Annotated in this window: 26 protein-coding genes; 16 read left to right on the top strand and 10 right to left on the bottom strand. The window is 70.7% G+C overall.

Annotated features, from left to right (window positions below):
- Positions 1-19 precede the first annotated feature (19 nt).
- The 3 genes from OG407_RS25765 to OG407_RS25775 all read left to right on the top strand — a co-directional run bounded on the left by OG407_RS25765 (position 20) and on the right by OG407_RS25775 (position 3,231).
- The gene (locus OG407_RS25765) at positions 20-670 is read left to right on the top strand and encodes an NAD(P)-dependent oxidoreductase (protein ID WP_405861589.1); all 651 of its coding nucleotides are present in this window, start codon (positions 20-22) and stop codon (positions 668-670) included.
- A gap of 35 nt (positions 671-705) precedes the next feature.
- On the top strand, positions 706-1,887 hold the full coding sequence (locus OG407_RS25770; protein ID WP_405868591.1) for a PP2C family protein-serine/threonine phosphatase: 1,182 nt from the start codon (positions 706-708) through the stop codon (positions 1,885-1,887).
- Between the two features lie 99 nt (positions 1,888-1,986).
- Positions 1,987-3,231 (top strand): hypothetical protein, encoded by a 1,245-nt coding sequence (locus OG407_RS25775; RefSeq protein WP_405861590.1) that lies wholly within the window; start codon positions 1,987-1,989, stop codon positions 3,229-3,231.
- Here OG407_RS25775 and OG407_RS25780 read toward each other — a convergent pair.
- Complete coding sequence (locus OG407_RS25780; RefSeq protein ID WP_405861592.1) at positions 3,228-3,839, bottom strand: TetR/AcrR family transcriptional regulator C-terminal domain-containing protein; 612 nt, start codon at positions 3,837-3,839, stop codon at positions 3,228-3,230. The genes OG407_RS25775 and OG407_RS25780 overlap by 4 nt on opposite strands.
- Positions 3,840-3,982: 143 nt before the next feature.
- On the opposite strand from OG407_RS25780, the gene OG407_RS25785 reads away from it, so the two are divergent.
- From OG407_RS25785 to OG407_RS25795, 3 genes are all read left to right on the top strand, one after another.
- Positions 3,983-4,915: an alpha/beta hydrolase gene (locus OG407_RS25785; protein WP_405861594.1), complete on the top strand. Its 933-nt coding sequence runs from the start codon at positions 3,983-3,985 to the stop codon at positions 4,913-4,915.
- The gene (locus OG407_RS25790) at positions 4,912-6,471 is read left to right on the top strand and encodes an FAD-dependent monooxygenase (protein ID WP_405861596.1); all 1,560 of its coding nucleotides are present in this window, start codon (positions 4,912-4,914) and stop codon (positions 6,469-6,471) included. Before OG407_RS25785 ends, OG407_RS25790 begins: the two co-directional genes overlap by 4 nt.
- Before the next feature lie 66 nt (positions 6,472-6,537).
- Positions 6,538-6,945, top strand: a complete 408-nt coding sequence (locus OG407_RS25795; protein WP_405861598.1) for a RidA family protein — start codon at positions 6,538-6,540, stop codon at positions 6,943-6,945.
- A gap of 85 nt (positions 6,946-7,030) precedes the next feature.
- Here the strand turns inward: OG407_RS25795 and OG407_RS25800 are convergent, their stop codons facing one another.
- Positions 7,031-8,275, bottom strand: coding sequence for an amidohydrolase (locus OG407_RS25800; RefSeq protein ID WP_405861600.1), 1,245 nt, complete (start codon positions 8,273-8,275; stop codon positions 7,031-7,033).
- Between the two features lie 211 nt (positions 8,276-8,486).
- Here OG407_RS25800 and OG407_RS25805 point away from each other — a divergent pair, with 211 nt between their 5' ends.
- Positions 8,487-9,272, top strand: coding sequence for a mechanosensitive ion channel family protein (locus OG407_RS25805; RefSeq protein WP_327402666.1), 786 nt, complete (start codon positions 8,487-8,489; stop codon positions 9,270-9,272).
- Between the two features lie 46 nt (positions 9,273-9,318).
- A complete protein-coding gene (locus OG407_RS25810; protein WP_327402665.1) occupies positions 9,319-9,921 on the top strand; it encodes a Uma2 family endonuclease in 603 nt (200 codons plus the stop codon).
- Positions 9,922-10,195: 274 nt separating this feature from the next.
- On the opposite strand, the gene OG407_RS25815 is transcribed toward OG407_RS25810, so the two are convergent.
- On the bottom strand, positions 10,196-10,513 hold the full coding sequence (locus OG407_RS25815; protein WP_405861602.1) for a DUF6401 family natural product biosynthesis protein: 318 nt from the start codon (positions 10,511-10,513) through the stop codon (positions 10,196-10,198).
- Between the two features lie 113 nt (positions 10,514-10,626).
- Between OG407_RS25815 and OG407_RS25820 the strand changes: the two genes are divergently transcribed.
- The 5 genes from OG407_RS25820 to OG407_RS25840 all read left to right on the top strand — a co-directional run bounded on the left by OG407_RS25820 (position 10,627) and on the right by OG407_RS25840 (position 15,040).
- The gene (locus OG407_RS25820) at positions 10,627-11,463 is read left to right on the top strand and encodes a helix-turn-helix domain-containing protein (protein WP_405861604.1); all 837 of its coding nucleotides are present in this window, start codon (positions 10,627-10,629) and stop codon (positions 11,461-11,463) included.
- Positions 11,435-11,689, top strand: coding sequence for a DUF397 domain-containing protein (locus OG407_RS25825; protein ID WP_405861606.1), 255 nt, complete (start codon positions 11,435-11,437; stop codon positions 11,687-11,689). The genes OG407_RS25820 and OG407_RS25825 overlap by 29 nt, the downstream gene beginning before the upstream one ends.
- A 48-nt stretch (positions 11,690-11,737) precedes the next feature.
- Complete coding sequence (locus OG407_RS25830) at positions 11,738-13,081, top strand: tetratricopeptide repeat protein (RefSeq protein ID WP_366494682.1); 1,344 nt, start codon at positions 11,738-11,740, stop codon at positions 13,079-13,081.
- Between the two features lie 145 nt (positions 13,082-13,226).
- On the top strand, positions 13,227-14,186 hold the full coding sequence (locus OG407_RS25835; protein WP_405868593.1) for a permease: 960 nt from the start codon (positions 13,227-13,229) through the stop codon (positions 14,184-14,186).
- Complete coding sequence (locus OG407_RS25840; protein ID WP_405868595.1) at positions 14,183-15,040, top strand: TIGR03943 family putative permease subunit; 858 nt, start codon at positions 14,183-14,185, stop codon at positions 15,038-15,040. The genes OG407_RS25835 and OG407_RS25840 overlap by 4 nt, the downstream gene beginning before the upstream one ends.
- Before the next feature lie 175 nt (positions 15,041-15,215).
- Here the strand turns inward: OG407_RS25840 and OG407_RS25845 are convergent, their stop codons facing one another.
- Positions 15,216-15,986 (bottom strand): hypothetical protein, encoded by a 771-nt coding sequence (locus OG407_RS25845; protein WP_405861608.1) that lies wholly within the window; start codon positions 15,984-15,986, stop codon positions 15,216-15,218.
- A gap of 534 nt (positions 15,987-16,520) precedes the next feature.
- Here OG407_RS25845 and thrS point away from each other — a divergent pair.
- Complete coding sequence (thrS, locus tag OG407_RS25850; protein ID WP_405861610.1) at positions 16,521-17,741, top strand: threonine--tRNA ligase; 1,221 nt, start codon at positions 16,521-16,523, stop codon at positions 17,739-17,741.
- A gap of 42 nt (positions 17,742-17,783) precedes the next feature.
- Complete coding sequence (locus tag OG407_RS25855) at positions 17,784-18,743, top strand: nucleoside hydrolase (protein WP_405861612.1); 960 nt, start codon at positions 17,784-17,786, stop codon at positions 18,741-18,743.
- Between the two features lie 115 nt (positions 18,744-18,858).
- Here OG407_RS25855 and OG407_RS25860 read toward each other — a convergent pair whose 3' ends face one another.
- A complete protein-coding gene (locus OG407_RS25860) occupies positions 18,859-19,806 on the bottom strand; it encodes an LAETG motif-containing sortase-dependent surface protein (RefSeq protein ID WP_405861614.1) in 948 nt (315 codons plus the stop codon).
- Between the two features lie 159 nt (positions 19,807-19,965).
- Between OG407_RS25860 and OG407_RS25865 the strand changes: the two genes are divergently transcribed.
- Entirely contained in the window at positions 19,966-21,618 is a 1,653-nt protein-coding gene (locus OG407_RS25865; protein WP_405861616.1) for a glycoside hydrolase family 13 protein, read from the top strand.
- Positions 21,619-21,635: 17 nt separating this feature from the next.
- Here OG407_RS25865 and OG407_RS25870 read toward each other — a convergent pair whose 3' ends face one another.
- From OG407_RS25870 to aspS, 5 genes are all read right to left on the bottom strand, one after another.
- On the bottom strand, positions 21,636-22,364 hold the full coding sequence (locus OG407_RS25870; protein ID WP_403589850.1) for a DUF4142 domain-containing protein: 729 nt from the start codon (positions 22,362-22,364) through the stop codon (positions 21,636-21,638).
- Between the two features lie 209 nt (positions 22,365-22,573).
- On the bottom strand, positions 22,574-23,047 hold the full coding sequence (locus OG407_RS25875; protein ID WP_405861618.1) for a carboxymuconolactone decarboxylase family protein: 474 nt from the start codon (positions 23,045-23,047) through the stop codon (positions 22,574-22,576).
- 150 nt (positions 23,048-23,197) lie between these two features.
- On the bottom strand, positions 23,198-23,572 hold the full coding sequence (locus OG407_RS25880) for a hypothetical protein (RefSeq protein ID WP_405861620.1): 375 nt from the start codon (positions 23,570-23,572) through the stop codon (positions 23,198-23,200).
- A 193-nt stretch (positions 23,573-23,765) separates the two neighbouring features.
- Positions 23,766-24,740 carry an intradiol ring-cleavage dioxygenase gene (locus OG407_RS25885; protein ID WP_405861622.1) on the bottom strand — a complete coding sequence of 325 codons (975 nt, stop codon included), beginning with the start codon at positions 24,738-24,740 and terminating at the stop codon, positions 23,766-23,768.
- Positions 24,741-24,909: 169 nt separating this feature from the next.
- Positions 24,910-26,673 (bottom strand): aspartate--tRNA ligase, encoded by a 1,764-nt coding sequence (gene aspS, locus OG407_RS25890; RefSeq protein WP_405861624.1) that lies wholly within the window; start codon positions 26,671-26,673, stop codon positions 24,910-24,912.
- Positions 26,674-26,695 lie beyond the last annotated feature (22 nt).

Raw genomic sequence — 26,695 nt, forward strand, 5'->3', positions numbered from 1 at the left:
GCGTGTTTCGCTGGGGCGCATGAAGCTCGTACTCTTCGGCGCCACCGGCATGGTCGGCAGCCGGATCGCGACGGAGGCGTCGGCCCGCGGCCACCAGGTCCTGGCGGTCAGCCGCTCCGGCCAGTCGCCCGTCCCCGGGGTCACCGCCACGGCGGCCGACGCGACGGACCCGGCGCAGGTCGCCGAGGTCGCGCGCGGCGCCGACGCGGTCGCCTCCGCGTGCGTACCGCCGCGCGACGGCAGTGACCCGCGCGGCCCCTTCCTCGCCCTGAACGAGGCGCTCGTGGCGGGCGTCCGCGCGGCCGGTGTCGGGCGGCTCCTGGTGGTCGGCGGCGCCGGCGGCCTGGAGGTCGCCCCCGGGCAGGCCCTCAGCGACCAGCCCGGCTTCCCCGAGGCCTACCTCCCGGAGGCACACGCCCACCGCGACGTCCTCGCCTACTACCGCGCCCTGGACGACGGCCTCGACGACGGTCTTGACTGGACGTACGTCTCCCCCGCCGCCGAGATCGCCCCGGGCACCCGCACCGGCCGCTTCCGCGTGGGCGGGGACCAGTTCATGACCGACGACCAGGGCCGCAGCTTCATCAGCGCCGAGGACTACGCGGTCGCCTTCGTCGACGAGCTGGAGCGGGACGAGCACCCGCGCGCCCGGATGTCGGTCGCGTACTAACGGTCGTGCGCCGCCGTGGAACGGGGTTCAGGCTGGTGCGCTACGGCGACTCCGGGCGCTCCCCGCTCGACCGGCTGCCCCGCGCCGGGGACCCCGACGCGATCCGGCGGCAGCATCTGCTGCGGGTGCGCGGGCGGAGCGTCGCCTGGATACCGCCGCTGCTGGTGCTCATCAGCATCCTGGTGGTCGACTGGTGGACCGGCGGCGAGTTCCGGACCGTCTCGTGGATCGTGCTCGTGCCCGGGATCGCCGCGGCGATCTGCGGGGTGCGGGGCACGGCCGTGTTCGCGGTGCTCGGCCTCGCCACCTACGTCCTCGCCGACCACGCCTGGCCGCGCCAGTACCAGACCGGGCTGCCCGACTTCATCCTCGTCGGTGTCGGCGGCGCCCTCGCCGTCCTGGCCTGTGTGGTCCGGGTCCGGGGCGAGCGCCGCATGCTGCGGATGCGGGACGTCGCCGAGACCACCCGCCGTACGCTGCTGCGCCCGCTGCCGCCCGGCTGGGGCGGCCTCGACCACGCGGCCGTCTACCTCGCCGCGGACGCCTTCGCCCGGGTCGGCGGCGACTTCTACGACATCCAGCCCGGCCCGCACGGCACCCGCGCCCTCGTCGGTGACGTCCAGGGCAAGGGGCTCGGCGCGGTGGAGGCGGCGGCGGCGCTGCTCGGCACGTTCCGCGAGGCGGGGTACCACGAGCGGGAGCTCGCGACGGTCGCCGCGCGGCTGGAGACCCGGATCCACCGGCACGGGCTGCATCTCGCCGCGCTCGATCGCGAGGACGACGACCGCATCGACCGGTTCGCGACAGCCATCCTGCTGAGCTTCCCCGTCGGCGAACCGGACACCGTCGAGGTCGTCAACTTCGGTCACGAACCCCCGCTGGTGGTCGGCCCGCACGGGGTACGGTCCCTGCCGCCCGGGCACGGACTCCCGCTGGGGCTGGGCGAGTTGGCCCACATGGACGGGCCGCCGCCGACGCTCCGGATCAGCCTCGCGCCCGGTGAGACCCTGCTCGTGGTCACCGACGGGGTGACGGAGGCACGGGACGGGTCCGGCGTCTTCTACCCGCTCAAGTCCCGCGTGGCGGAAGGCGTTTCGGCCGATCCGAGCATCGCGGAACCGTCCCGCCTCGTCGCCTACGTCCGTGACGGCACCCTGCGGCACAGCGGCGGCCATCTCGCCGACGACACCACGGTCTTCGCGGTACGGCGGTCCTGACATCACCCTTTGCGACAGCAGAGGTTGGGCAGAGGTTACGGTGCTGAGGTACGAAGTGAACGATGTGATCGCTGTGTTCGACGGTTCGGGGGAGGGCGTATGCCTGGAACGGTGCTGCTGCTCGCGGCCTCGCCGGTCGGCAGGGGCCGGCTGGTGGACGCGGCCTCCGTACTCCCCGTCCTCGCCGCCGTCGACCCCGCCGTCCTGTCCGGCACCGACACCGCCAACGTTGTCGAACTCGCCGACCCGCTGGAGCCGCAGGCCGTACTGACCCGGTTGCGGGCCGCCGCCACGGCACCGGGTCCGTTGACCGTGTTCGTCACCGGCCAGCTCCAACTCGACCGGAAACAGCACCTTCCGCATCTGGCCCTGGCCCGTACGACCCCGGCGACCGTCCGCTACACCGCGTTCCCCTGGGCCTGGTTCCGGGAGGAGCTGCGCCTGCGCGCACCCGGGACGACGACGTTGCTGCTCGACCTGCACACGGATGCGGAGACCTGGCAGTGGCTGCGGGCTCATCCCCTCGACTCGGGCCGCACGAACGCGGTTTACGGTCGCATCGCCCCGCCACCCGCTCGGCGCAGCGTGGCTGTCCCCTCGTACATGAAGGCGGTCGCGACGATCCTGCGCAGCGGGTGGCGTCCGCCGGTTGAGCAGTTGCATCAGCAGGCGGTTGGGCGGCTGGGGGCGGAGGGGTATGCGGACGTGGTGCTTGCGGCGCCAGGAAGCGTTGGGGCGGGGAGCGTTGGGGCGGGCGTCCCTGGGGGCTTCGCCCCCAGACCCCCATCGGCCCTGAAGGGGCCTCGTCCTCAAACGCCGGACGGGCTGGATTTTGCGGGCCTGAGTGGAAAGAGTGCGCCGCAAGGCCAGGAGAGCGCGCCGCAAGGGCGAAGCCAGGTCAACGCGCCGCCGAGCCACGACAACGACCCGCACATCGCCGTCGCCTCCGCCGCGCAAGCCGGGCGTCATCTCGACGCCGACGCCCTGGCCGCCGAGCACGAGCAAGCCGCTGTCCGTGCACACGGCCGGGGTTCCGAAGAAGCGCTGCACTGGATCGAAGTGCGGGCCGATCTGGCGATGTTGGCCGGGGATCCGGTGCGGAGCTGTCGGGCCTGGCTCGCGGTGGCTGCGGCGAGGTTGGCGGCGGGACAGTCACCCGACACAGCCGCCGTCGAGGCGGCCGTGGACCGGGCCCATCACCAGTGGGGGCAGATCCACGACCCTGCCCCCGCCCGTGAACTCGGGCTCACGCTCGCCGAGTTGAGGAGCCGGGTGCCGGGGCGCCGTGCGGGTGCGCTGGACCACGTACGGAAGCAGCTGCTTCAGCTTCAGCCGCAGGGCTAGGCGGTAGTTCGGGCCAACTCCACCTCCAGCGCCGTCATTTGCATGTCCAGGGCGAACTCGAAGCGTTCGTCGAAGGTGCCGGCGATGACGTGGGCGGAGGCCTTGCGCAGGGCCGGGAACGTGTCGTCGTCGAAGGCCAGTACGGGGTCGGGGGCGTCGGCGGACTGGGCCTGTTGTTCCTGGGTGATGCCGAGGATCAGGTAGAACACGGTCCAGTTCGCCCAGGCCGCTGTCCGGGGTGGGAAACCCGCGTCCAGGAGGGTCTGGATCATCGTGTCGGCCAGCCGGTACGTGTGGGTCTCCGTGGTCGCGATTCCGGAGACCAGGCGTGCTCCGTCGCGATGGGCCAGGAGGGCTCCCCGGCTCCAGCGGGCGAGGGCGCGGAAGCGGTCGTCCCACCGCGCGGGGAGGGTGTCGACCTCCAGCCCCGTGAAGATGGCGTCCGACATGAGGACCAGCAGGCGCTGCTTGTTCTCCGCGTGCCACCGGACGGTGTTGTGCTGCACGCCCAGCCTGTCCGCGACGGCGCGCATCGTCACCTTGTCCAGGCCCTGCTCGTCGAGCACGTCGAGTGCCGCGTCGACGACCGCCGCACGGCTTATGCCCATGGTGCGCCTTCCTTCATGACCCCTCGCCCCCCTCGGCCCCTCGGCTCCTCTTGTCCGGTGGCCAACGATATAGATGATCGCTCTTGTCCATTGGACAAGGGGGCGATACCGTTGGTCAGTGCCCAAGAGGTGAGGAGTGTGCCGTGTTCCTGGATCCTGAGTTCCTTCCGGTTTATGAGTCGCTGCCGGAGATGGACGTGTTCGCCGATGTGCCGGGGGCCCGCGTGGCCCTGAGCGCGGCCAGCGGCGACGGCAAGCCGGACGGCGAGGTGAACGTCGAGGACCGTGAGGTCCTCGTGGAGGGCGTGGACGGGCACGCGCTGAACCTGCGGGTCTACACCCCCGTGTCCCGGAGCGCCGCCCCGCTGCCCGTGGCGCTCTGGATCCACGGGGGCGGGTTCGTCCTCGGCGGGCCCAACGCGGAGGACGCCACCTGCCGGCGGCTGACCGCGGAGCTGGGTATCGCCGTCGTCGCCCCGGACTACCGGCTCGCCCCCGAGCACCCCTACCCCGCCGCGTTCGACGACTGCTACGCCGCCCTGCGCTGGGTCGTCGACGAGGCGGACGCCCTGGGAGTCGACGCAGCGAGGCTGGCCCTGGGCGGGCACTCCGCCGGTGCCGCCCTGGTCGCGGCCGTGGCCCTCGCCGCCCGGGACCGGCAGGGGCCGCACATCAGGTACCTCCACCTCGGATACCCGGTCCTCGACGACCGCCTGGAGACCGTGTCGGCCCGGGCCGTCACCGACCCGAAGCTCTTCAACCGCCAAGGGGCGGCGGCCGGTTGGGAGTTCTACCTCCGGGGGAGCGACCCGGAGGCCGGTTACGCCGTACCGGGCCGGGCGAAGGAACTGAGGGACCTGCCGGCCAGCTACATCCTGGTCGACGGGGTCGATCCGGCGCGGGACGAGGCGCTGGAGTTCGCCGCCCGGCTGAGCGCGGCCGGCAACTCCGTCGAAGTCCACCTCGTACCCGGCGTACCGCACATGTTCGACGTCCTGGCCCCGGGCATCCGCGCGAGCCGCCGGGCCGTAGCGGCCTGGACGACCGCGTTCGCCCACGGGATCGGAGCGTCATGAACCAACAGGTCGCCATGAATCAACGGGTCACCACCGACCAACAGGTCGCCACGAACCAACAGGTCGCCATCGCGGGAGCGGGGCCCGTCGGGCTCTGGCTGGCCGCCGAGCTGCGGCTCGCCGGGATCACGGTCACCGTCCTGGAGCCGCGCCTTGAGCCCGATCCGAAGTCCAAGGCGCTCACCGTCCACCCCCGCACCATCGAGCTGCTGGCCTCCCGCGGACTGGAGAAGCCCTTCCTCGAAGAGGGCCTGCACATCCCCAGCGGGCACTTCGCGGTCCTCGACAGCCGGCTCGACTTCGGCCTGCTGGAGACCCGCTACCCCTTCACCCTGGCGCTGCTCCAGAGCCGTACCGAGGAACTGTTCGAGATCCACGCGCGAGCCGCCGGCGCGGACATCCGCCGCGGCCACCGCGTCACCGGTCTGACCGAGACCCCCGACTCGGTCACCGTGCACATCGAGGGACCCGACGGCCCGTACGACGAGGAAGCGCTCTACGTGGCCGGCTGCGACGGCACCCGCAGCACAGTCCGTACGAGCGCCCAAATCCCTTACCCCGGCGACGACTTCACCGTGCTGGGCTTCCTCGGTGACGTCGTCCTGGACGAGCCCCCGCCCGGTGCGGCGTTCAGCAAGACCGGCATCGACGGCCTCGTCATGATCGTCGCGCTGCCGGGCGGCCTGCACCGCGTCGTCGGCACCGTGCCCGCCGACGTCCGCACCGACTGGCCCGGCGACCTCACCCTGGAGGAACTGCGGGCGAACGTCCGGCAGGTCACGGGCACCGACTTCGGTCTGCACTCGCCGACTTGGCTGTCCCGCTACGGCAACACCAGCCGCCAGGCGGAGCGTTACGTCAAGGGCCGGGTGGTCCTCGCCGGTGACGCCGCCCACCAGCACATGCCCGCGGGCGGGGTGGGGCTCAACGTCGGTGTCCAGGACGCCACCAACCTCGGCTGGAAACTCGCGGCCACCATCCAGGGCCGGGCGCCGGCCGGTCTGCTCGACACGTACCACGACGAGCGCCACCCGGTCGGCGCCGACCTGCTGGAGCACACCGCCGCCCAAACGGCGCTGATCGCCGCGTTCACGCCGGACGGCCAGCGGCTGCGTTCGCTGCTCAGCAAACTCGTCGCCGAGCAGCCCGAGTTGAGCCGGACCCTGGGCGAGCGCCTGTCCGGGCTGCACGTCGCCTACGACGCCCCCACGGCCGACGCGCACCCGCTCGTGGGCCGGCGGGCGCCCGACCTCGCCTTCACCGACGGCGGCGACACCGTGTTCGCCCTGCTCCGGACCGGCCACCACGTCCTGCTCGACCTGCGCGGCCCCCACGCCAACCGGGAAACACCCCTGGCCACCGCCGAGGACGGCCCCTTGGTCACCCGCACCGCCACGCTCACCGGGGAACACGCCCCCTGGGCGGAGGTCACCGCCGCCCTGATCCGCCCCGACGGCCACGTGGCCTGGGCGACCGAGGAACACGACCCCGGAAAACTCCCGACCGTCACCCGGGATGCCCTCGACCAGGCCGGCCTCACCGGGACCGACCGGTAACGGCCCCGCCCGCCACGCCCGGCCACGACTCAACTCACCCTCTCCACAACACCCTTGGGAGTACGCATGTCCGCGGAGATGATCAACCCCCCGACGCTCGCCCCGCCCGTCATGAACCTCTACACGCAGGTCGTCGCCGCGACCGGCACCCGGTTCGTGGCCATCGCCGGGCAGGTCGCCATCGACGCCGAGGGGCAGCTCGTCGGGCCCGGTGACTTCGCGGCCCAGGCCGAGCAGGTCTTCCGCAACCTCGGGGCCGCGCTCGAAGCGGCCGGGGCCACCCCGGCGGACCTGATCAAGATGACGATCCATGTCGTGGGCCACCGCCCCGAGATGATCGACACGGTCTTCACCGCCGGCAGCAAGGCCTTCGACGGCGAGTGGCCGCTGCCGGCCAGCACCTACCTCGGCGTCGAGGCGCTCGGCCTGCCGGAGTGGCTCATCGAGGTCGACGGCTACGCGGTCACCGCCTGACGCGGAGCCACCAGGACACAGGCCACCAAGACACGGGCCACCCCGGCACAGGCCAACCCGGCACGGGCCACCCCGGCGACCGCGTCTACTTCACCGTCAGGAACTCCAGCGCGCCGGACACCAGGGTCCGTACACCCGGGACGACCGTCACCAGGTCGGGTGCGAAGTTCGGGCTGTGGTTGCTGGGGACCGCGTGGAACTTCTCCATCAGGTCCGTGCCGGGCGCCGCGTCCCACACGTCCGCCGGGGTGCTCGTCACGAACCAGTAGGAGTACGGGACGCCCTCGGGGACCAGCCGGGGAAAGTCCTCGCTGCCCGTCGCCGGGCCGGGGTCGAAGACCGTGCCCGCGCCGAGGACCTCGGTGTGCACGGCACCGATCCGGCGGTCGGTGTCCGCGTCGTTGACCATCGTCGGGAGGCTGGTGCCGATGGTCACCTCGGGCTCGCGCGGGCAGCCCGCGGCGAGGCACTCGCCGGACGCGATACGGCGGATCGCGGCGATCATCCGCTCCCGCACGTCGTCGGACTGGGTGCGCAGGTTGAGGGAGATCCGGGCCTCGGTCGGGATGATGTTGTGCCGGGTGCCCGCCTCGATACGTCCCACGGTCAGGACGGCGGAGTCACGGGCGGCGATCTCCCGGGAGACGACCGTCTGAAGGCGGGTCACCAGGTACGCGGCCGTGACGACGGGGTCGACCGTCGCCTCGGGGCGTGAGCCGTGACCGCCGAGGCCGTGGACGACGATGTCGATGTCCGTCGAGGCCGACATGATCAGGCCGGGCACGTGCGGGTAGAACCCGGCGGGCCCCGGCGCCGCGTGCTGGGCGAGCAGCACGTCCGGCCGCGGGACGCGCTCGTACAGGCCGTCGGCCACCATCGCCGCAGCGCCCGAACCCGTCTCCTCCCCGGGCTGCCCCACCAGCACCAGCGTCCCCGACCAGGTGTCCCGCCCGGCGGCCAGCGCCTGCGCGGCACCGGCCAGCCAGGTCACGTGCAGGTCGTGCCCGCAGGCGTGCATCACACCGGGGACCGAGGAGGCGTACGACAGCCCGGTCTCCTCCCGCACCGGCAGCGCGTCCATGTCGGCGCGCAGCAGGACGGTCGGGCCGTCGCCGTTGCGGAGCACTCCGGCGACGCCGGTACCGCCGATGCCCTCGACGGTGTCGTAGCCCGCCTTGGTGAGGCGTTCGGCGAGCTTCGTGGCCGTGCGGTGTTCGCTGCCGGACAACTCGGGGTGCCGGTGCAGGTCCCGGTAGAAGTCCTCCAGGTCGGGGACCGGGAGGTCGGCGGTGAGGTCAAGTGCGGTGCGCGCGGCGGGGGATGAGGTCACGGAGGCAGCGTATGCGCGCCGGATGTGCGTGCGGGAGCCCAGCCGGTCCCCGCGATCCCGGTGTGGGGGCCGCAGCCGCTGATCCGGCTGTCACTCACCCGTACGGCCCAGCTCACGCGGCCACGTCCGCACGGCGCTGCTCCACTGATGAGGAACGAAGAACAAGGGGGCCGGTAGTACCCACTAGGACCCACCGAAGGAAGTGCCGCCCATGGCTGTTCCCGAAGCCACCCTCGCCATCAACTTCACCCAGGGGCTGAACGACGCCTGGTCGAAGGTCGCGCAGTTCGTGCCGAAACTCATCGGCTTCCTGGTCATCCTGGCCATCGGCTGGTTCGTGTCGAAGATGATCGCCCGCGTCCTGGACCGGGTGCTGCGCAAGGTCGGCTCGGAGAAACTCTCCGAACGTGCCGGTACGGAACGGTACTTGAGGGATTCCAAGTACGACATGACCGGCATCGTGTGCAAGATCGTCTACTACGCGCTGATGCTGATCACCCTCCAGCTCGCGCTCGGCGTCTTCGGCTCCAACCCGGTCAGCACGATGATCAACGGCATCGTCGCCTGGCTCCCGCGCGGCATCGTCGCGGTCGTCCTGGTGGTCGTCGCGATGGCCATCGCCAACGCGGTCCGGGGCATCGTGGGCAGCGCCCTGTCGTCCATGTCGTACGGCAAGATGCTCGCGACCATCGTCTGGGCCTGCATCATGGCGCTCGGCGTGATCGCGGCCCTCGGCCAGGCGGGCATCGCCACCTCGGTCACCCAGCCGGTGCTCTACGCGGCCCTCGCGACCGCGGCCGGCATCCTGATCGTCGGCGTCGGCGGCGGCATGATCACCCCGATGCGCCAGCGCATGGAACGCATGCTGATGGCCGCCGAGCGCGAGACCACCAACGCCAGGGGCAGCCTCACGGCCTACCAGTCGGGCCGCCAGGACGCGATGACCAACCAGCCGGTGCGCGAGCGCACGGACCTGCCGGGGTCGTCGGACATGTGAGTCGCACGGCTACGCTGGGTCGTACTGTCGCGAAGGAGATGGCGGTATGACCCAGCAGACCATTTACCAGCATCTGCGTGAGTTGCGGGATCATTTCACGCCGCCGCAGGGTTTCACCTTCCCCGAGATCAGCAACGGCACGTTCGTCATGATGATGAGCCCCCGCCCCCGGCACCAGCTCACGGCCGTGGACGTGCGCGACCAACTGGCCGGACAGCTGCCGCCCGGAATAATCGCCGCGGAGGCCACGGACACGGATGACGCGTCCCTCGGCACACTGCGCATTCCTGACCTGCTCGTGGTCCCGCGCTCGGCCATGGAGACGGACGATCCGCTGGACCCGCACGAGATCCTGCTGGCCATCGAGATCGTCTCCCCGTCGAACCCCGGCAACGACTACGACGCCAAGAGCCACGACTACCCGGCGATGGGCATCCCGCACTACCTCATCCTCGACCCGCGCGACGGCACCTGGACGTACCAGTGGGGAATCGACACCCACAGCGGCCGCCCCGCCTACGGCAACCGTCTTCAGCGGCAGCCGTACGGGACCCCGCTCGCCGTCACCACCGAGCTGGGCACCTGGAAGCTCGACACGAGCGGGCTGCCGCTCTACTCGCGCAAGGACATGATGCTTCCGCCGGAGTGAGCGGAGCGGGACACGTGGTGCTGGGCCGGCGAATGGTCCGCGGCCTTGGCCGGGCTCGCGTTCGCCGCTCCGATCAGGGCGGCTACGGCGATGACGGCGGCGCAGAATCCTCTGACGTAACGCGCGGACATACCTACCTCGCAACGACAGTGACAGCGACAACGACGGCGACGACAGCGATGAGTTAAGCACGCTTAATGCGTGCCTAACTTAGAGGGTCGAAGTGCGCAACGGGAAGGGCTTCAGGGCGAGTTGAGTTACCGGAAACCCTTTTTCAGTCACCGTGGCGCTGCCCGGGAAGCAGCCCGTGCCGGTGCACCAGCCAGCTGATGGCGGTCAGCCTGCACACCGCGTAGTCGTGGCCGACCGGCTCCCGCCAGTCCAGTTCCGCGAGCGCGTCCAGGAAGCCGAGCGCGTAGTCCGTGAGGTCGGCGCGGTCCGGTGGCGGGGGCAAAAGATCCGGGCCGCCCGCCGCGAGGCGTTCACGCAGTTCAGCCACGTGCTGGTCGACGGCGGCCACGAAGGCGGGCTCGAACGCGAACTCCGCGAAGCGCGGCGCGTACAAGTCGCTGATCTTGGCCAAAGGGGACATTTCTCCACCGTACGTTACGAGCGTTATGGAGAGTTCGTGATTCTCATCACCCAGGCGGCGTCAAGTAGTTACTCTCGGCGACAGGCCGGTAACTACTCGGAGGTGACTGTCGCATGGTCCACGTTCGCCAACTCGACCCGAGCGCATCCCCGTTGGACTACTTCGGCTATGAATGCCGTCGGTTGAGGGAGGCGGCGAGTCTCACGCTGGAGGGCCTCGGCAAGATCCTCTACTGCACCGGCTCGCTCATCGGGCAGATCGAGACGGCCCAGAAGGTCCCGACCCGGAACTTCGCCGAACGCCTCGACGCCGCGTTCATGACGGACGGGTCCTTCACCCGCATGATCGGCATGGTTCTGCGGAGCCAACTCCCCAACTGGTTCCAGCCGTACGCGGAGATGGAAGCGAAGGCCGCCTTCATCTCCACGTATCAGTGCCAGGTGGTGTACGGACTGCTTCAGACGCCGGAGTACGCGGCGGCGGTGTTGGCCGTCGACTACCCGGACAAGATCGAGGAGATGGTCGCGGCGCGGATGGAGCGGCAGCGCATTCTGGAGAAGAAGCAGCCGCCTGCGGTTTGGGTCGTCCTGGACGAGGCCGTGCTGCTCCGGGAGATCGGCGGCCGTGAGGTCATGCGCAAACAACTCGCCCGTCTAGTGAGCTTTCGCGAGAACCCCTGGGTGAACATCCAGGTGCTGCCGTTCTCCGCGGGCGCGCACGCCGCGACGATGGGTTCCTTCAATCTCCTGCGCTTGGACGACGACCCCGACATCTACTACTCCGACGGCTACGACCAGGGGCACATGACCGCCAACCCGGAAGTCATCAGGGAACGTTCGGTCGGATACGCTCGCTTGCAGGCCACTGCCCTCTCGGTGGAGGACTCGGCCGATCTGATCGCGCGCGTGATGGAGGAACGTTATGGAGACCGGGCGGAAGACGTGGCGTAAGTCCAGTTACAGCAGCACCAACGGCGGTGACTGCGTCGAGTGCGCCCCTCTCGGCACTGTGGAGTGGCGTAAGTCGTCCTTCAGCGGCAGCAACGGCGGTGACTGCGTAGAGGTCGCTACCGGTGCCCCCTGCGTCGCGATCCGTGACTCCAAGAACCCCGGCGGGGCTGTTGTCACCATCAGCCGCGCCCACTTCGAGGACTTCATCAACTCGCTCTCCGTGTAACTGAGTTACTCGCCAGTCTGTAACTCGGCTTACTGGCATGATTAATGCATGGTGAGACGGGACGACCCGGAAGTCATCGGGCGCAGGGTCCAGCAGTTGCGGCACGAACGCGGGCTCACCCAGCGGCAGTTGGCCGAGCCCGCCTACACGCCCGCGTACATCTCCACGCTTGAGGCCGGCCGGGTCCGCCCCTCCGACGACGCGTTGCGCCACCTAGCCGAGCGACTCGGCGTCGCCTACGAGGAGTTGGCGACCGGCCGCCCCGCCCACCTCGCCACCGAACTGCGCCTGCGCCTGACCGAGGCCCAACGCACCCTGGCGACAGGGGAGTCGGAAGAGGCCACCGAGCAGTACGCCGATCTCCTTGAGGAAGCGGTGTCGCTGGGGCTGGCGGACGAGGAGGCGGTGGCACTGCTGGGGCTGGGTGAATGCGGCCTCGACACCGGCGACTTGACCGCCGCCCGCCTGCACTTCGAGCGCGCCGAGCAACGACTGGCCGACGAACCGCTCCCCTCCCGCGTCCCGGCGATCCGGGGCCGAGCGGTCGCTCACTACCTCACCGGTGAACTCCGTTACGCCGTCTACCTGTTGGAGTCCACCCTCGACGAGCTGAACCGGGGCGGCCTGCACGACCCGGATGCCCTGCTGCTGCTCTACGCGAGCGCGATAGGGCCGTACATGGACATGGGCGCGCACGCGAGGGCGGCCCAGGCGGCGGAGTTGGCGCTCGCGCTGGCGCCGCAGGTGGCGGACCCGGCGCTGCTGGCCCGTATGCACAGGTCGGTGGCGCGGACGCTGATAGCGGAGGGCAAGGTCGCCGAGGCCGACGCCTCCCTTGCCAAGGCCGCCGATCTGTATCGCCAACTCCAGTTCCGTACCGAACTCGCCAACTGCCACTGGATGCGCGGCTACGTCTACGCCCAGGACGGCGAACTGGAGCGCGCCGAGGTCGAGTTGAGACAGGCGCTGGCCATGCTGACGGCGAAGCGCGCGGCCCTCTACAGCAGTCAGGTCGCCGTCGAGCTGGCCGACGTACTCCACAAACGCGGCAAGTCCGACGAGGCCGCCGCCCTCCTCCACGACGTCCTCAGCGACCTCAGCTCCGAACGCGGCGCCCTGCACTCCGCCGCCGCCCACCGCCTCCTCGGCATCATCGCCGAGGACGCCCGCGACACGGACGCGGCCGAGGAGCACTACGTCCGCGCCCTCAGCCTGCTGGAACGCGCGGGCGCGGCCGGCGACCTGGCCGACCTGTGCCGGATGCTCGGCGACCTGCTCCGCCGTACCGGCCGGGTGGAGGCGGCCCTGGACGCGTACCGCACCGGCCTCGGCCACCGCACCGCCCCCGGCACGACCACCCTCGGCCCGGCCCCCGCACAGCCTCCTCTTTGACAAATCGGGGATACCGCACAGCGCCGACGGTTACCGTGCGACGTACGAGTCGTAGCCGTAGTGGTGTGAAACGGGATGAGACAGGCGCGTGCGGGTGCAGAACGAACGGACCGTGGTCGACGGCCTGCGCCTGGCCGTACGCGCCATGGTCTACGCGGTCCTGGGCGGCGCGGCGCTCATAGCCATCGCCACGGTCGTCTCGGTCCTCGGCCCGATGGTGGCGATGGACCTCTACACCCCGGCCGTGGCGGCCTGGTGGACGGTCTTCACGGCGGTCGCCGTCCAGGGCGTCCCCTTCCTGCTGCTGGGCACGGCGGTGTCGGCGGCGATCGGAGCGTTCGTCCCGGAACGGGTGTTCACTCGCCTCCTCCCCCGCAACCAGGCCCTGGCGGTCCCGATCGCGGGCGCGGCCGGGGTGGTCCTGCCCGGCTGCGAATGCGCGTCGGTACCGGTGGCGAGCAGCCTGATGCGGCGGGGGGTGGCCCCGGCGGCGGCGCTGGCGTTCCTGCTGTCAGCCCCCGCGATCAACCCGGTCGTCCTCGTAGCCACATCGATCGCGTTCCCGAACCAGCCGAAGATGGTGCTGGCCCGCCTGGTCGCGTCGCTGGCGACGGCGGTGGTGATGGGCTGGCTCTGGGCGAGATTCGGCAAGGAGGAGTGGCTACGCCTCCCGAAGCGCACGCAGGCTGCCGCCACTTCCCCGACCGGCGTGAAGGCCTTCGTGGCAGGCCTGCAACACGACTTCCTGCACGCGGGCGGCTTCCTGGTCCTGGGCGCGGGGGCGGCGGCAACGTTCAACATCGCCGTACCGCGCTCGGTCCTGGCCGTCTTCACGGGTTCGTCCTGGCTGTCGCTCCTCCTGCTGGCGTTCCTCGCGGTCGTGTTGTGCGTGTGCAGCGAGGCGGACGCCTTCGTGGCGGCCTCGCTGAGCGGCTTCTCCCCGGCGGCGAAACTGGCGTTCATGGTGGTGGGCCCGATGGTCGACCTGAAACTGATCGCGCTGCAAGCGGGCACCTTCGGCCGAGCCTTTGCGCTCCGCTTCTCCTCGACGACATGGCTGGTGGCGGTGGTCAGCAGCACGCTGGTGGGTTGGTGGTTGCTGTGAGGCGCTACGGCTCGGCGGTCCTGCTGCTGCTGACGGGCGGAGCGGTCCTACGGATCTCCCTCTTCAGCGAGCTGTATCTGCGGTACGTGCAGGCGGCGTTGAGGCCGTACCTGGTGGTGTCGGGGGTGCTGTTGATGCTGCTGGGGTTGGTGGCGGCGGTGAGGGGGATGCGGCATGGGGAGGACGAGGACGAGGACGAGGACGAGGACGAGGACGAGGAGGAGGAGGGAGAGGTCGAGGTCGAGGTCGAGGAGGAGGAGGGAGAGGTCGAGGTCGAGGTCGAGGTCGAGGTCGAGGTCGAGGTCGACGAGCATGGCCACTCGCACTCCCACTCCCACGCGCACGCGCACGGCGGCCCGCGTATCGCCTGGCTGCTGACGCTCCCCGCCCTGGCGCTCCTGCTCTTCCCGCCTCCCGCGCTGGGCTCGTACAGCGCGTCACGCGAGGAGGCACAGCGTGCGGCGCAGGGCACAGGCACCTTCTCGGCGCTGCCCGCCGGGAACCCGCTGGACATCTCGGTCGCCCAGTACAGCTCCCGCGCGATCTACGACACCGGCCACTCCCTCAAGGGCCGCACCCTCCGCATGACCGGCTTCGTCACCCACGGCTCCAACGGCACCTGGTACCTCACCCGCCTCCTGGTCACCTGCTGCGCGGCCGACGCCACGATCAGCAAGGTCGAGATCCGCGGCGACGAGGCGGACGGCGCCCCGCAGACCGACAGCTGGGTCACGGCCACGGGCGTGTGGGTACCCAAGGGCAAGCTGGGGACGGACGGGGCGTGGCCGCCGATCCTCAAGGCGACGGTGGTCAAGCAGGTGAAGGAACCGGCGGACCCGTACGACAAGCGTTGAGGCCGACTCGGTTCAGGAGGCTCGCTTGTCCTCGACGTGGACGACATGGAGTTCCGTGCCGTCCCGATGACGCTTGGCACGTCCGAGCAGTCCGACGGAACCGGGCCGAACTTCTTCAGAAGCTCGGTGTCCACGGCGGTCATCCTGCCGCAGAGCACTGACACCGATCCGGTTCCTAGATCTGCACCCGCCCCTGCTTCTGCACCTCCGTCAGCCGCTGTGCGCCGGTCTGCAACGCCTGGCCGGCCGCGTCCACCGGTACGTTCCCCAGGCCGCCGTTCGTGACGGTGATGGTGTCGTCGCCGATGCGGACGGCGGCGGTGTCGAGGGTGAGGGTGGACTGGTCGCCCTCGGGGGTGGTGCCGGTGAGGGTGAGGTGGAGGCCCTCGCGGGCGTCGCCGACGGTGGGGAGGGTGGCTTCCGTGACCGTCACGGTCTGGGTGCCGGAGCGGGTGGTCGTCGCCGTGAAGTTCGCACACTTCTGGGGGAGGGTGCGGAGCCAGTCCAGGGTGCGGGTCACGTCTGCCTGGGGGAACGCGGCCACCTGATAACGGAGTTGGGCCTCGTCGTCGGTGTCGTCCAGGGTGGTCACCGCCTGGGTGGTGGCGGGGGTGCCGAGGAGTTCGTCGGCGTAGAGGGCGTCCAGGAGGCGTTGGCAGTCGGGGACGTTCGTCTTCGCCTTGAGCAGGGTGTCCCGCCAGGTCGCCGTGCCTTGGGTCGGGGTCCAGGGGGCGCCCAGGTCCGCGTCCGTGATCAGCGCGGCCTGGGCCTGGGCCGGGGTGAGGACGGGGGCGGCGGCGGGGGACGCGTGGGCGGCGGGGGTCGTCCGCACGGCCGAGGGGGAGGGCGCGGTCGTCACCGTGTGCAGGATGGCCTCGTTCGCGCAGCCGGCCACGGTCAGCAGTGTGCCCGCGGCGAGGAGGATCAGGGCCGGGGTGCGGGTCATCGAGGGTCCCTCCTGGGGCGGGGTGCCGGATCGTTCCCCCAACGGCACCATCGCCCAGGCCTGCTCACCAGCGCGCCGGGCCGTCCGGGTGAGTGGGGGTGCGGGGGTTGCGGATCGGGTGCGGGCCCGGTGGGGGCTGGTCGCGCAGTTCCCCGCGCCCCTAGAAGACGGGGGCGTCGGTTGCGGGTCGAGTGCCGGTCCGGTGGGGGCTGGTCGCGCAGTTCCTCGCGCCCCTGGGGAGGTTGGCGCTCGGGTTGGCCTCAGCGCTGACCCCCTGTTTTTAGGGGCGCGGGGAACTGCGCGACCAGCCCCCACTGCCCCGCAGCCGAAAATCGATGGCCGGAGTTTTCGTGCGGCTGCTAGCGTCCGCCGTGTGAAGCGCGCCAAGCCATTCCCGTCCTTCTGGACGACGACGCCGGAGACTGTCCCGGCGCGCTGACTGCTGAACCGAGTCGAAGCCCCGGGGCGAGTGCCCCGGGGCTTCGTCGTCGCCGGATTCCTCGCCCCGCCAGCCGCAAAGCGAGGAACCCCGCCATGTACGACCACCGCCGCCTCGGCCGCGAACTCGACCTCTTCGACACCGACCCCCTGATGGGCGCGGGCCTGCCGTACTGGCTCCCCGACGGCGCGACCGTACGCCACGAACTGGAGGAGTACGTAAGGGAGTTGGAGCGCTCCGCCGGGTACAGGCACGTGTACTCGCCCGTGCTCGGCAAGCGCGAGCTGTACGAGATCTCCGGTCACTGGTCCCACTACAGCGAGGACATGTTCCCGCCGATGAAACTCGGCGGCGAGGAGGTCGTACTGCGGCCCAGTCTCTGTCCGCATCACGCCCTCATCTACCGGTCCCGCTCGCACAGTTACCGCGAACTACCCCTCCGCATCGCCGAGTTGGGCGGCATGTACCGCTCCGAACTCTCCGGCGTCCTCGGCGGCCTCACCCGCGTCCGCGCCATCCAGCTCAACGACGCCCACATCTTCTGCACCCTGGACCAGGCCGTGGAGGAAGCCCGCACCGCCCTGGACCTCATCACCCGCGCCTACGCGGACCTCGGCATCCGCGCCTCCCGTCATCGGCTCTCGCTGCCGGGGGACGGCGCCAAGTACGTTGCGGATCCGGCCCTTTGGCGCCGGGCCACCGCGATGCTGAAGGAGGTCCTCGACACCTCCGGCGTCGTCTACGAGTCCGCCGAGGGCGAGGCCGCGTTCTACGGCCCGAAGATCGACGTGCAGATCGCGGACGCGGCCGGCCGCGAGGCCACCCTCTCCACCGTCCAGATCGACTTCCACCAGCCCGAACGCTTCGACCTGCACTACATCGGCGCCGACGGCGCGAAACACCGGCCGGTGATGGTGCACCGCAGCGTCATCGGGAGCGTGGAACGGGCGGTTGCACACCTGGTGGAGGAGCACGGCGGGGCGTTCCCGGCGTGGCTGGCGCCGGTGCAGCTGGTGGTGCTGCCAGTGTCGGAAGCGCAGGAGGGACAGGCGTACGACCTCCTCCGTCAAGCCCAAGTGCAGGGCCTGCGCGCTGAGTTGGCCGGTCCCGAGCAGGGCAGCCTCGGTGCCCGCATCCGAGCGGCGCGACTCGTCCCGTACCAAGCCGTGATCGGCGAACGGGAAGCCGCCGACGACCTGGTCGCCGTACGCCTGCGGGACGGGCGGCGGATCGAGCCGCTGGCGCCCGCCGAACTCCTGCACCGCATCGGCGCCCGGGTCGAGGCACGTGGCGCCGAACTGTGGGCGGATGCGTAAGGTCACCCTTGATCCGCCGAACAGCTGCGAGAGGAGCCTGCCGTGACCGGTCAGCCCATCCCCGTGATCATCGACTGCGACACGGGGGTCGACGACGCCCTGGCGCTGCTGTTCGCCGTCCGCCACCCGGGCCTGGACCTGCGCGCGGTCACCTGTGTCGCCGGGAACACCGATGTCGACCAGGTCGTACGGAACACGCTGATCGTCCTGGACCACGCCGGTGCCGGTGACATCCCGGTCGCGCGGGGTGCGGCCCGGCCGCTGATCGAGCCGGCGCGTTCGGCGGCGCACGTCCACGGGCAGGACGGCATGGGCGACATGGGGCTGCCGGACTCCACCCGTACGCCGGTCGACGTGGACGCGGTGACCCTGCTGCGCCGCGAGATCCTGGCGTCGCCGAGCCCGGTCACGCTCATCCCGACGGCGCCCCTGACGAACATCGCGCTGTTGCTGCGGACGTTCCCGGAGGTCACCGACAACATCGAGCGGATCGTGTTCATGGGCGGCGCGGTGGCGGTCGGGAACGCCACGCCGGTCGCGGAGTTCAACGTCTGGCACGACCCGGAGGCCGCCGCGATCCTGCTCACCGCCGGGGTGCCGATCACGATGTACGGGCTGGACGTGTTCGAGCGGGTGCAGGTTCCGGCCGCCGATGTGCGGCGGCTGCGGGAGAGTTCGGAGCCCCGGCTGAAGCTCGCCGGCGACCTCCTCGCCCACCGCGACCCGGCCGCCTCCGGCGACCCCACCCCCACCGGCGGCCTCGGCGACGCGGGCGCGGTCTGCGCGGTCGCCGACCCGGGCGGCCTCACCACCCGCCTCCTCCCGGTCGAGGTCTCCCTCGCCCCGGGGCCGGGCCGAGGACAGACGATCGTCGACCGGCGCCCGCGCCACGGCGAGTCCGAGATCCACGACGGCTTGCGCGAACAGGCCCTGGTGGACGTGGGGTTGGACGTGGATGTGGAGCGGTACGTGAAGCTGTGGCTGGAGACGGTCGAGGCATAGAAGGCGTAGAGGGGCAGAAGGGTAGAGGGGTAGGACGGCAGACGCCGGGCCGGGAGTGTGTCCCGGCCCGGCGTCCTGCTTATCAAGCGCTACGCGCTACGCGCTCGACCTGGGGCTACGACTGCGAAGCCCGCCGACGCCGCGTCGCGACCACGATCGCCGCGCCGCCCGCCAGCAGGACCGCCGCCCCGCCGACCAGTGCGCCGGTGTTGCTGCCGCCGCCGGTCTCCGCGAGGTCGCCGCCACCGCCGCCGTTGGGCGAGGGGGCCGCCGCCGGGGTGGTCGACTCGGAGTCGGCCGGGGTCGGGGTCGGGGTGGAGGACTCCGGGGTGGACTCGGAGGCGCTCGGGGTCGGGGTCGAGGAGTCGGAGGCCGGCGGGGTGGACGCCGGGACCGACGGGGGGACCGAGGCCGGGGCCGACGGGGTCGGGGGCTGGGACTCGGTGGTCGTGCAGTCCTTCGTACCGCCGTTCCAGGCCGCGATCAGCTTGTCCTTGATGACCGTGTGGTCGGGGCCCTTGGGCAGGTCGCCGTGGACGAGGCCGTCGCCGGCGTCGGGGTTGCCGTCGAACTTGACCGCGCCGCGGTAGAGGTCGATCTGCGCGAAGCAGCCCTCGTCCGGCACCGCGATGTCGAGCGAGTCGGTCTGGCCCTTCTTCACGGTCACCGTGTCGAAGTCGACGAAGACCTGCCGGCCGGAGGTGGCGAAGGTCGGGCCGTGCGCGATGTACGAGGCGAGCGAGGCGGTGCAGGTGGAGGCGTCACCGGCGGTGCGGACCTTGATGTGGATCTTGCCGTCGTCGGTGGGCTTCAGGTTCTGGTCGTCGACCTTGACGGAGGGGAAGAAGTCCGTGCCGTTCAGCGAGAACTGGCAGCCCTCGGTCTCGGTGACCGTGCCCGCGCCGGAGCCGGGCCGGTAGTGGCCACCGGACCCCCAGCCGTCACCGCCACCGCCGTGGGCCCAGGCGCCGGAGGCACCGCCGACGGATGCCGCGGCGAGGGCGAGGGAGGCGGCGCCCGTCCCCAGCAGGCGACGCACAGTGACACGACTCGCTATGGACATACTTATCCCATCTTGGCCTGACAAGGAGTGGAGGAGTTGCGCAGCGAAGGAAACACCGGGCCCATTGGTCACATGCGCCACAGCGTGTGCACATCGTGGGTCCACCGGAAGTTGACTGTCAACTTCCGTCAGCGCAGCGGGAATTCATAAGGAGACCACGTGACCGACCTGTCCTCCCGTGACCCGGACTGGTGGCGCCAAGCCGTCGTCTACCAGGTCTATCCGCGCAGTTTCGCCGACGCCGACGGCGACGGACTCGGGGACCTCAAGGGCATCACCCAACGCCTCGGTCACCTCGCCGCCCTCGGCGTCGACGCGCTCTGGCTCAGCCCGTTCTACCCGTCCGAACTCGCCGACGGCGGCTACGACGTCGCCGACTACCGCGACGTGGACCCGCGCCTGGGCACGCTCGACGACTTCGGCGCGATGGTCGCCGAGGCCCACCGTCTTGGCCTGAAGGTCATGGTCGACATCGTGCCCAACCACACCTCCCGGCTGCACAGTTGGTTCCAGGAGGCGCTCGCCGCCCCGCCCGGCTCCGCCGCCCGCGACCGCTACGTCTTCCGGGACGGACGCGGTGCGGACGGTCAACTCCCGCCCACCGACTGGCCGTCGGTGTTCGGCGGCAGCGCGTGGAAGCAACTCCCCGACGGGCAGTGGTACTTGCACCTCTTCACGCCCGAACAGCCCGACCTGAACTGGGACAACGAGGAGGTGCGGGAGGACTTCCGCACCACGCTCCGCTTCTGGTCCGACCGGGGCGTCGACGGCTTCCGCGTCGACGTGGCCCACGCGCTCGCCAAGGACCTCACCGATCCGCTCCGCGACGTGGGCCCCATCGCGGCGAACTCCGAGGACGTCCTCGACTCGATCCCGCCGGGCACCCACCCCTACTACGACCGCGACGAGGTCCACGAGATCTACCGCGACTGGCGGCGTACGGTCCTCGACACCTACACCCCGCCCCGCATGGCGGTCGCCGAGGCCTGGGTACCGGCCGCCCGCCGCGCCCTGTACGCCCGCCCGGACGAACTCGGCCAGGCCTTCAACTTCGAGTACCTGGAGGCCGGTTGGGACGCGGACGAACTCCGCGAGGTGATCACCGGCTCGCTCGCCACGGCCCGCGCGGCAGGCGCCTCGGCCACCTGGGTGCTGTCCAACCACGACGTCGTACGACACGCCTCGCGCCTGATGCTGCCCCCGGGCACGGACCCGAACACCTGGCTCCTGTCGAACGGCCGCACCCCGCCCGTCGATACGGCGGCCGGCCTGCGCAGGGCCCGCGCCGCGACCTTGCTGATGCTGGCGCTCCCCGGTTCGTCGTACGTCTACCAGGGCGAGGAACTCGGTCTGCCCGAGGTCGCCGACCTGCCAGTCGAGGCCCTCCAGGACCCGATCTGGGAACAGCAGGGCCACACCCACAAGGGCCGCGACGGCTGCCGGGTACCCCTGCCGTGGACTTCGGCCGGTCCGTCCTACGGCTTCGGGGCGGGGCCCGCGTGGCTGCCGCAGCCGGCGAGCTTCGCGTCGTACGCCGTCGAGGCACAGGACGGGACCGAGGGCTCGACCCTGGAGCTCTACCGCACGGCATTGCGGCTGCGCCGCAAGCTGCTCGAAGGGGAGTCGCTGACCTGGGCTCCGGACAGTCGGCCCGGAGTGCTGCACTTCACGCGCTCCTCGGGCTGGCGGTGTGTCACCAACCTGTCGGACGAGCCGGTCGCCCTGCCGCCGGGGGAGGTGCTGCTGAGCAGCGAACCGGCGGCAGGGGGTGGGGAGTTGGGGCCTGACACGACCGTGTGGCTGGGGGCGTAGCGCGCTCGGCGGCGCACTCACCCCACGGTCGGGGTCTGGGTGGAGCTGGGTGACGCCTCGCCCGGCAGGACCGGCGGCTGGGTGGTGCTGTTCACCGGCGGGGTGAGCACCACCTCCGGCTGGCCCGCGGGCGGGGGCGGCGGGGTCAGGTCCACGGCGGGCAGCTTCGGCGGGGTCGTCTCCTGGAAGAGGACCTGGCTGAAGTTGACCAGTCCGGTGTCCTCCATCACCGTGATGTGGTCCAGGACCGTCGCGTTGGCCTGGTTGGCCAGGATCCGCACCAGGGTGTTCTCGGTCGTCCCGCGGATCTTCGCGATGGTGGCGAAGATCGAACCGTGCGTGACCCGCAGGATGTTGGCGAAGTCCGTGTCGAACTGCTTGCCGCTGTCGCCGTTCAGGGTGTTGATGAACCCCTGCTGCTGCGGGCTGGGCTGGTTCGGGATCGTGATGTTGAGCATGGGTGCGATCTTGCGGACCGTGGAGTCCAGCGCCGCGTGCCCGTCGATGAGGTGCTTGCTCGCGGTGATGACCGCCGGGCTCGCCCCCTTCTTCAGTCCCATCTGGCCGACGGGGTACTCCCACAGCCCTGCCGCGCGCACCTTGACCACGAAGTCGCGGTCCGCCTCGGTCAGCGGCCCCCACTGCGTGTTGGCGATCACGCGTGCGGGCGCGCTGGAGACCGTGGTCACGCCCAGCATTGCCGGATAGGCCATGGCGACGAGGGTCAGGCTGAGGGCACCGCCCACAACCATCGTTCCCGTCGCGTTCCGCGAAAAGCGCACCGTACCTCCTGTGTCGTGGACCGCCCGTCGGCGGTACGGACAGTCAGGAATACGGATCGGGGCCGCGCCCGAAGTCTTTTGTTTTGGCAAAGCCGGAGTGGGGCGTGTCACAAGTGGTGGGGGGTGGGTCCGGTTGCCGTGCCCCGGGACGCGGCCCTGGTGCCCGGCTCGGGTCAGGCGAACCGGCCGGGCTGGTAGTCGCCCGCGGGCATCGTGAGCATGACGTTCATCCGGTTGAAGCTGTTGATGAGGGCGATCAGCGAGACGAGCGCCATGAGCTGCTCCTCGTCGTGGTGCTTGGCGGCGTTCGCCCACACCTCGTCCGAGACCCCGCCGGCCGCGTCCGCGATTCGGGTCCCTTCCTCGGCCAGCTCCAGCGCGGCCCGCTCCGCGTCGCTGAACACGGTCGCCTCCCGCCACACGGCGACGAGGTTGAGCCGTACCGACGTCTCCCCCGCGGCGACCGCGTCCTTGGTGTGCATGTCGGTGCAGAACCCGCACCCGTTGATCTGGCTCGCCCGGATCTTCACGAGTTCCTGCGTGGCGGCGGGCAGCGTCGAGTCCTCGATGACCTTGCCCGCGGCGACGAAGTGCTTCAGGGCCTTGCCGGCGAGCGGACTGGCAAAGGCGTTCAGTCGGGCACCCATGGTGAGCTCCTCTGTTCTGTCGTGGCTGGTGACTACACAGCACTGACGGAACGGGCCCCCAGGAATGTGACAGCCCTGAGTGTGAGCTGGATCTCGCTCCGGCGCGCGGGCGCCGCTCGTGGCAGCGCCGCGACTGAACCCGCCGGACTCTCAGGCCGCTACGGCGGCCACCCCCAACGCCGCCCGCGCCGTGGCGATATGGGCGAGGCCCTCCTTCGCCACCCGCGTCGCCTGGGCGTACTCGTCCGCCGTGTGGGCGGCGGAGAGCTGGGCACCGGCCGCGCGGTGGCACTCGGCGGCGTCGGTCAGTGCCCGGGTCGCGGTCTCGCCGGCGCCCGACCAGATCCTCGCCTCGGGGACCGACAGGCTCGCGCCGAGTCGCAGGACCCAGCCGCTGGCCTCGACCTCCGCGTCCAGGTCGGACAGGTCGGAGTCGCCGCGCGCCCGGTGCGAGCGACGCTGTACGACGACGGCGGACGCCGCCCCGGCGATCAACAGCAGTGCGAGCAGCACGACGTATCCCATCGCTTCCTCCAGGCCTTCACGGTGTACGGGCCGGGCGGATCCGACCCCGTACGTCCATGACACGCCCTGCCTCTGTGCGGGCACATCGATATTCCTGTGCGTCCGCTGCGAGGTTTCCATGGCGGTGAGCCGGAAGGGGTGCGGGAGGCGTGGGAGGCGTACGGGGTCGGGATGAGGCCGTGCGTCCGTCAGGTCAGCTCGCCGAAGCCGAGGGCGACGCGGAAGCCGACGGGCCCGGGCCGCCCGGACCCCCGCCGCCCTCCCCGTCGTTCGTCTCGTCCGGCGCCACCCCCAGCGTCAGCCGCCCCCGCACACCCCGCCCGATGTGCCGCCGGTCGTACTGGAGGTAGAGCAGGCCGCCCTCGTGGCCGTTCTGGGGGTAGATCCCGTCCTCGGTGAGCGTCGTGCGGGTCGCCGTGTTCGAGACGTACGGCTCCAGGACCGACGTCGCGATGACCGACTTCTCGTCGAAGAACAGCTGGCCCGTGAAGCAGGTGTGGCCGCCCTCGTAGCCCGCGTCCGTCCACTCGCCGTCGACGTGGACCTTGACGTGGATGTGGACGCAACGGCCCTGGTACCAACCCGGGAACACCGTCTTGAAGGTGACCTGGCCGTGGCGGTCCGTGTGCCAGGTGCCGCGCAGGAAGCGGTCGGCGTCGGTCGGTCCCTGGTGGCCGCCGCCGGGCGGCGGGCCGTCCGTCGGGGTGCCGGTCGGGGTGCCGGACGGCGGTGGGCCCGTGGGGGCCGGGCCGCCACCGCCGCCGCTGCTCGACTCGTAGCCCGAGTAGATACCCGTCGCGTTGCAGTGCCAGATGTCCACGGCCGCGTTCCGCAGCGGTCTGCAGGTGTCCGCGTCGATCACCTTGAGGTCGAGGGTGAGCGGGATGCCCTCCTGGTCCTCTCTCACATCGCGGCGGATCTTGTCGGCGTCGATGTAGTACGGGCCCTCGGTCAGCTCGGAGGTGAGGGTGTAGCACGCCTCCCCCGAGGCGGTCGGTTTCGGCGGGTGCGGACGCGGGGCGTTCTCCTGCGCCGAGGCGTTCACCGACAGCGCTCCGGCGACGCCCACCGCCGTCACGGCGACACCGCCGGCCACCAGGACCGTACGGCGTGCCAACTGGCCCTTGTCTTCCGGGACTTCGGAGTCCGTGGGGGGCTGAGAATCCATGGGGGGTACTCGGGAATCCGTCATGCCGGGGACGCTAGGGGCGCCCGACGTGACATGAACATGAGAATGCGCTGTGAATCCTGTACATATACGAAAGGGGCTCGAAACCGTCGTCGGTTTCGAGCCCCTCCCACAGGAAAACCTGCGGCCGGACCGTGCTACTTCGGCACTACTTCGGCTGCGGCTTCCGCACCGACAGGTGCAGCTCGCGCAGCCGCGTCTCGTCCAGCTCCGTCGGCGCGCCCATCATCAGGTCCTGCGCGTTGCCGTTGAGCGGGAACGCGATCGTCTCGCGGATGTTCGGCTCCTCCGCGAGCAGCATGACGATGCGGTCGACGCCGGGGGCGATCCCCCCGTGCGGCGGGGCGCCGAAGCGGAACGCGCGCAGCATGCCCGCGAACTGCTCCTCGACGGTGTCACGGTCGTAGCCCGCGATCTCGAAGGCCTTGAGCATGATCTCGGGCTCGTGGTTCCGGATCGCGCCGGAGGACAGCTCCACGCCGTTGCAGACGATGTCGTACTGCCAGCCCAGGATGTCCAGCGGGTCCTGGGTCTCCAGGGCCTCCAGACCGCCCTGCGGCATCGAGAACGGGTTGTGCGAGAAGTCGATCTTCCCGGTCTCCTCGTCCTTCTCGTACATCGGGAAGTCGACGATCCAGCAGAAGCGGAAGACGCCCTCCTCGAAGTGCCCGGCGCGCTTGGCGGCCTCGACCCGCACCGCGCCCATGATCTTCGAGACCTCTTCGAACTCGCCCGCACCGAAGAACACCGCGTGGCCGGGGGCCAGCGAGAGGCGCTTCGTCAGCTCCGCGATGTTCTCCTCCGTGAGGAACTTCGCGATCGGGCCCGTCAGCGAGCCGTCCTCGGTCACGCGGACCCAGGCCAGGCCCTTCGCGCCGAGGGTGACCGCGAAGTCGCCGAGCTGGTCGAAGAACTTGCGGGACTGCGCCGCGACGTCCGGCACCGGCAGCGCGCGGACGTGCTGGCCGGCGAAGGCCTTGAACTCCGAGCCCTCGAACACGTCCGTGATGTCGGTGAGTTCGAGCTTCGCGCGCAGGTCCGGCTTGTCGGAGCCGTACTTCACCATCGACTCGCGGAACGGGATGCGCGGGAAGGGGGAGGTGACCGGCTGGCCGCCCCCGAACTCCTCGAACAGCTCCGTCATCAGCTTCTCGATCGGCTGGAAGACGTCTTCCTGCTCCACGAAGCTCATCTCGACGTCGAGCTGGTAGAACTCGCCCGGCGAGCGGTCCGCGCGGGCGTCCTCGTCACGGAAGCAGGGCGCGATCTGGAAGTAGCGGTCGAAGCCGGAGATCATCAGCAGCTGCTTGAACTGCTGCGGCGCCTGCGGAAGGGCGTAGAACTTGCCCGGGTTCAGGCGCGAGGGGACCACGAAGTCGCGCGCGCCCTCGGGGGAGGTCGCGGAGAGGATCGGGGTGGCCATCTCGTTGAAGCCGAGGGAGACCATCTTCGAGCGGATCGAGGCGATCACCGAGGACCGCAGCATGATGTTGCGGTGCATGCGCTCGCGGCGCAGGTCCAGGAAGCGGTACTCCAGGCGCCGCTCCTCGTTGACCCCGTCCTCGGTGTTGATCGTGAAGGGGAGCGGGGCGGCGGCGCCGAGCAGCTCGACCTCGCCGACCTCGACCTCGACCTCACCGGTCGGCAGGTCCGGGTTCACGTTGTCCGTGCCGCGGGAGACGACCTTGCCGTCGACGCGGACCGTCGACTCCTTGGTCACCTTGTCGAGCGCCTCGTACGCGGGCGTGCCGGGGCGGGCGACGAGCTGCGTGATGCCGTAGTGATCGCGCAGATCGATGAAGAGGATGCCACCCAGGTCGCGCCGATTGTGCAGCCAGCCACTCAGCCGGACGTCGGTGCCGACGTCAGAGGCGCGGAGCTCGCCGCAGGTGTGGGACCTGTACCGATGCATCGTCGTTCATCCAGCCTTCGCG

This window comes from Streptomyces sp. NBC_01515, from assembly GCF_045040345.1.
Lineage (GTDB): Bacteria > Actinomycetota > Actinomycetes > Streptomycetales > Streptomycetaceae > Streptomyces.

Coding starts and splice junctions, on each gene's coding strand:
- OG407_RS25765 (WP_405861589.1), top strand. CDS start 20: ATGAAGCTCGTACTCTTCGGCGCCACCGGCATGGTCGGCAGCCGGATC.
- OG407_RS25775 (WP_405861590.1), top strand. CDS start 1,987: ATGCCTGGAACGGTGCTGCTGCTCGCGGCCTCGCCGGTCGGCAGGGGC.
- OG407_RS25780 (WP_405861592.1), bottom strand. CDS start 3,839: ATGGGCATAAGCCGTGCGGCGGTCGTCGACGCGGCACTCGACGTGCTC.
- OG407_RS25790 (WP_405861596.1), top strand. CDS start 4,912: ATGAACCAACAGGTCGCCATGAATCAACGGGTCACCACCGACCAACAG.
- OG407_RS25795 (WP_405861598.1), top strand. CDS start 6,538: ATGTCCGCGGAGATGATCAACCCCCCGACGCTCGCCCCGCCCGTCATG.
- OG407_RS25805 (WP_327402666.1), top strand. CDS start 8,487: ATGGCTGTTCCCGAAGCCACCCTCGCCATCAACTTCACCCAGGGGCTG.
- OG407_RS25810 (WP_327402665.1), top strand. CDS start 9,319: ATGACCCAGCAGACCATTTACCAGCATCTGCGTGAGTTGCGGGATCAT.
- OG407_RS25815 (WP_405861602.1), bottom strand. CDS start 10,513: ATGTCCCCTTTGGCCAAGATCAGCGACTTGTACGCGCCGCGCTTCGCG.
- OG407_RS25820 (WP_405861604.1), top strand. CDS start 10,627: ATGGTCCACGTTCGCCAACTCGACCCGAGCGCATCCCCGTTGGACTAC.
- OG407_RS25825 (WP_405861606.1), top strand. CDS start 11,435: ATGGAGACCGGGCGGAAGACGTGGCGTAAGTCCAGTTACAGCAGCACC.
- OG407_RS25830 (WP_366494682.1), top strand. CDS start 11,738: ATGGTGAGACGGGACGACCCGGAAGTCATCGGGCGCAGGGTCCAGCAG.
- OG407_RS25835 (WP_405868593.1), top strand. CDS start 13,227: ATGGTCTACGCGGTCCTGGGCGGCGCGGCGCTCATAGCCATCGCCACG.
- OG407_RS25845 (WP_405861608.1), bottom strand. CDS start 15,986: ATGACCCGCACCCCGGCCCTGATCCTCCTCGCCGCGGGCACACTGCTG.
- thrS (WP_405861610.1), top strand. CDS start 16,521: ATGTACGACCACCGCCGCCTCGGCCGCGAACTCGACCTCTTCGACACC.
- OG407_RS25860 (WP_405861614.1), bottom strand. CDS start 19,806: ATGTCCATAGCGAGTCGTGTCACTGTGCGTCGCCTGCTGGGGACGGGC.
- OG407_RS25875 (WP_405861618.1), bottom strand. CDS start 23,047: ATGGGTGCCCGACTGAACGCCTTTGCCAGTCCGCTCGCCGGCAAGGCC.
- OG407_RS25880 (WP_405861620.1), bottom strand. CDS start 23,572: ATGGGATACGTCGTGCTGCTCGCACTGCTGTTGATCGCCGGGGCGGCG.
- OG407_RS25885 (WP_405861622.1), bottom strand. CDS start 24,740: ATGGATTCTCAGCCCCCCACGGACTCCGAAGTCCCGGAAGACAAGGGC.
- aspS (WP_405861624.1), bottom strand. CDS start 26,673: ATGCATCGGTACAGGTCCCACACCTGCGGCGAGCTCCGCGCCTCTGAC.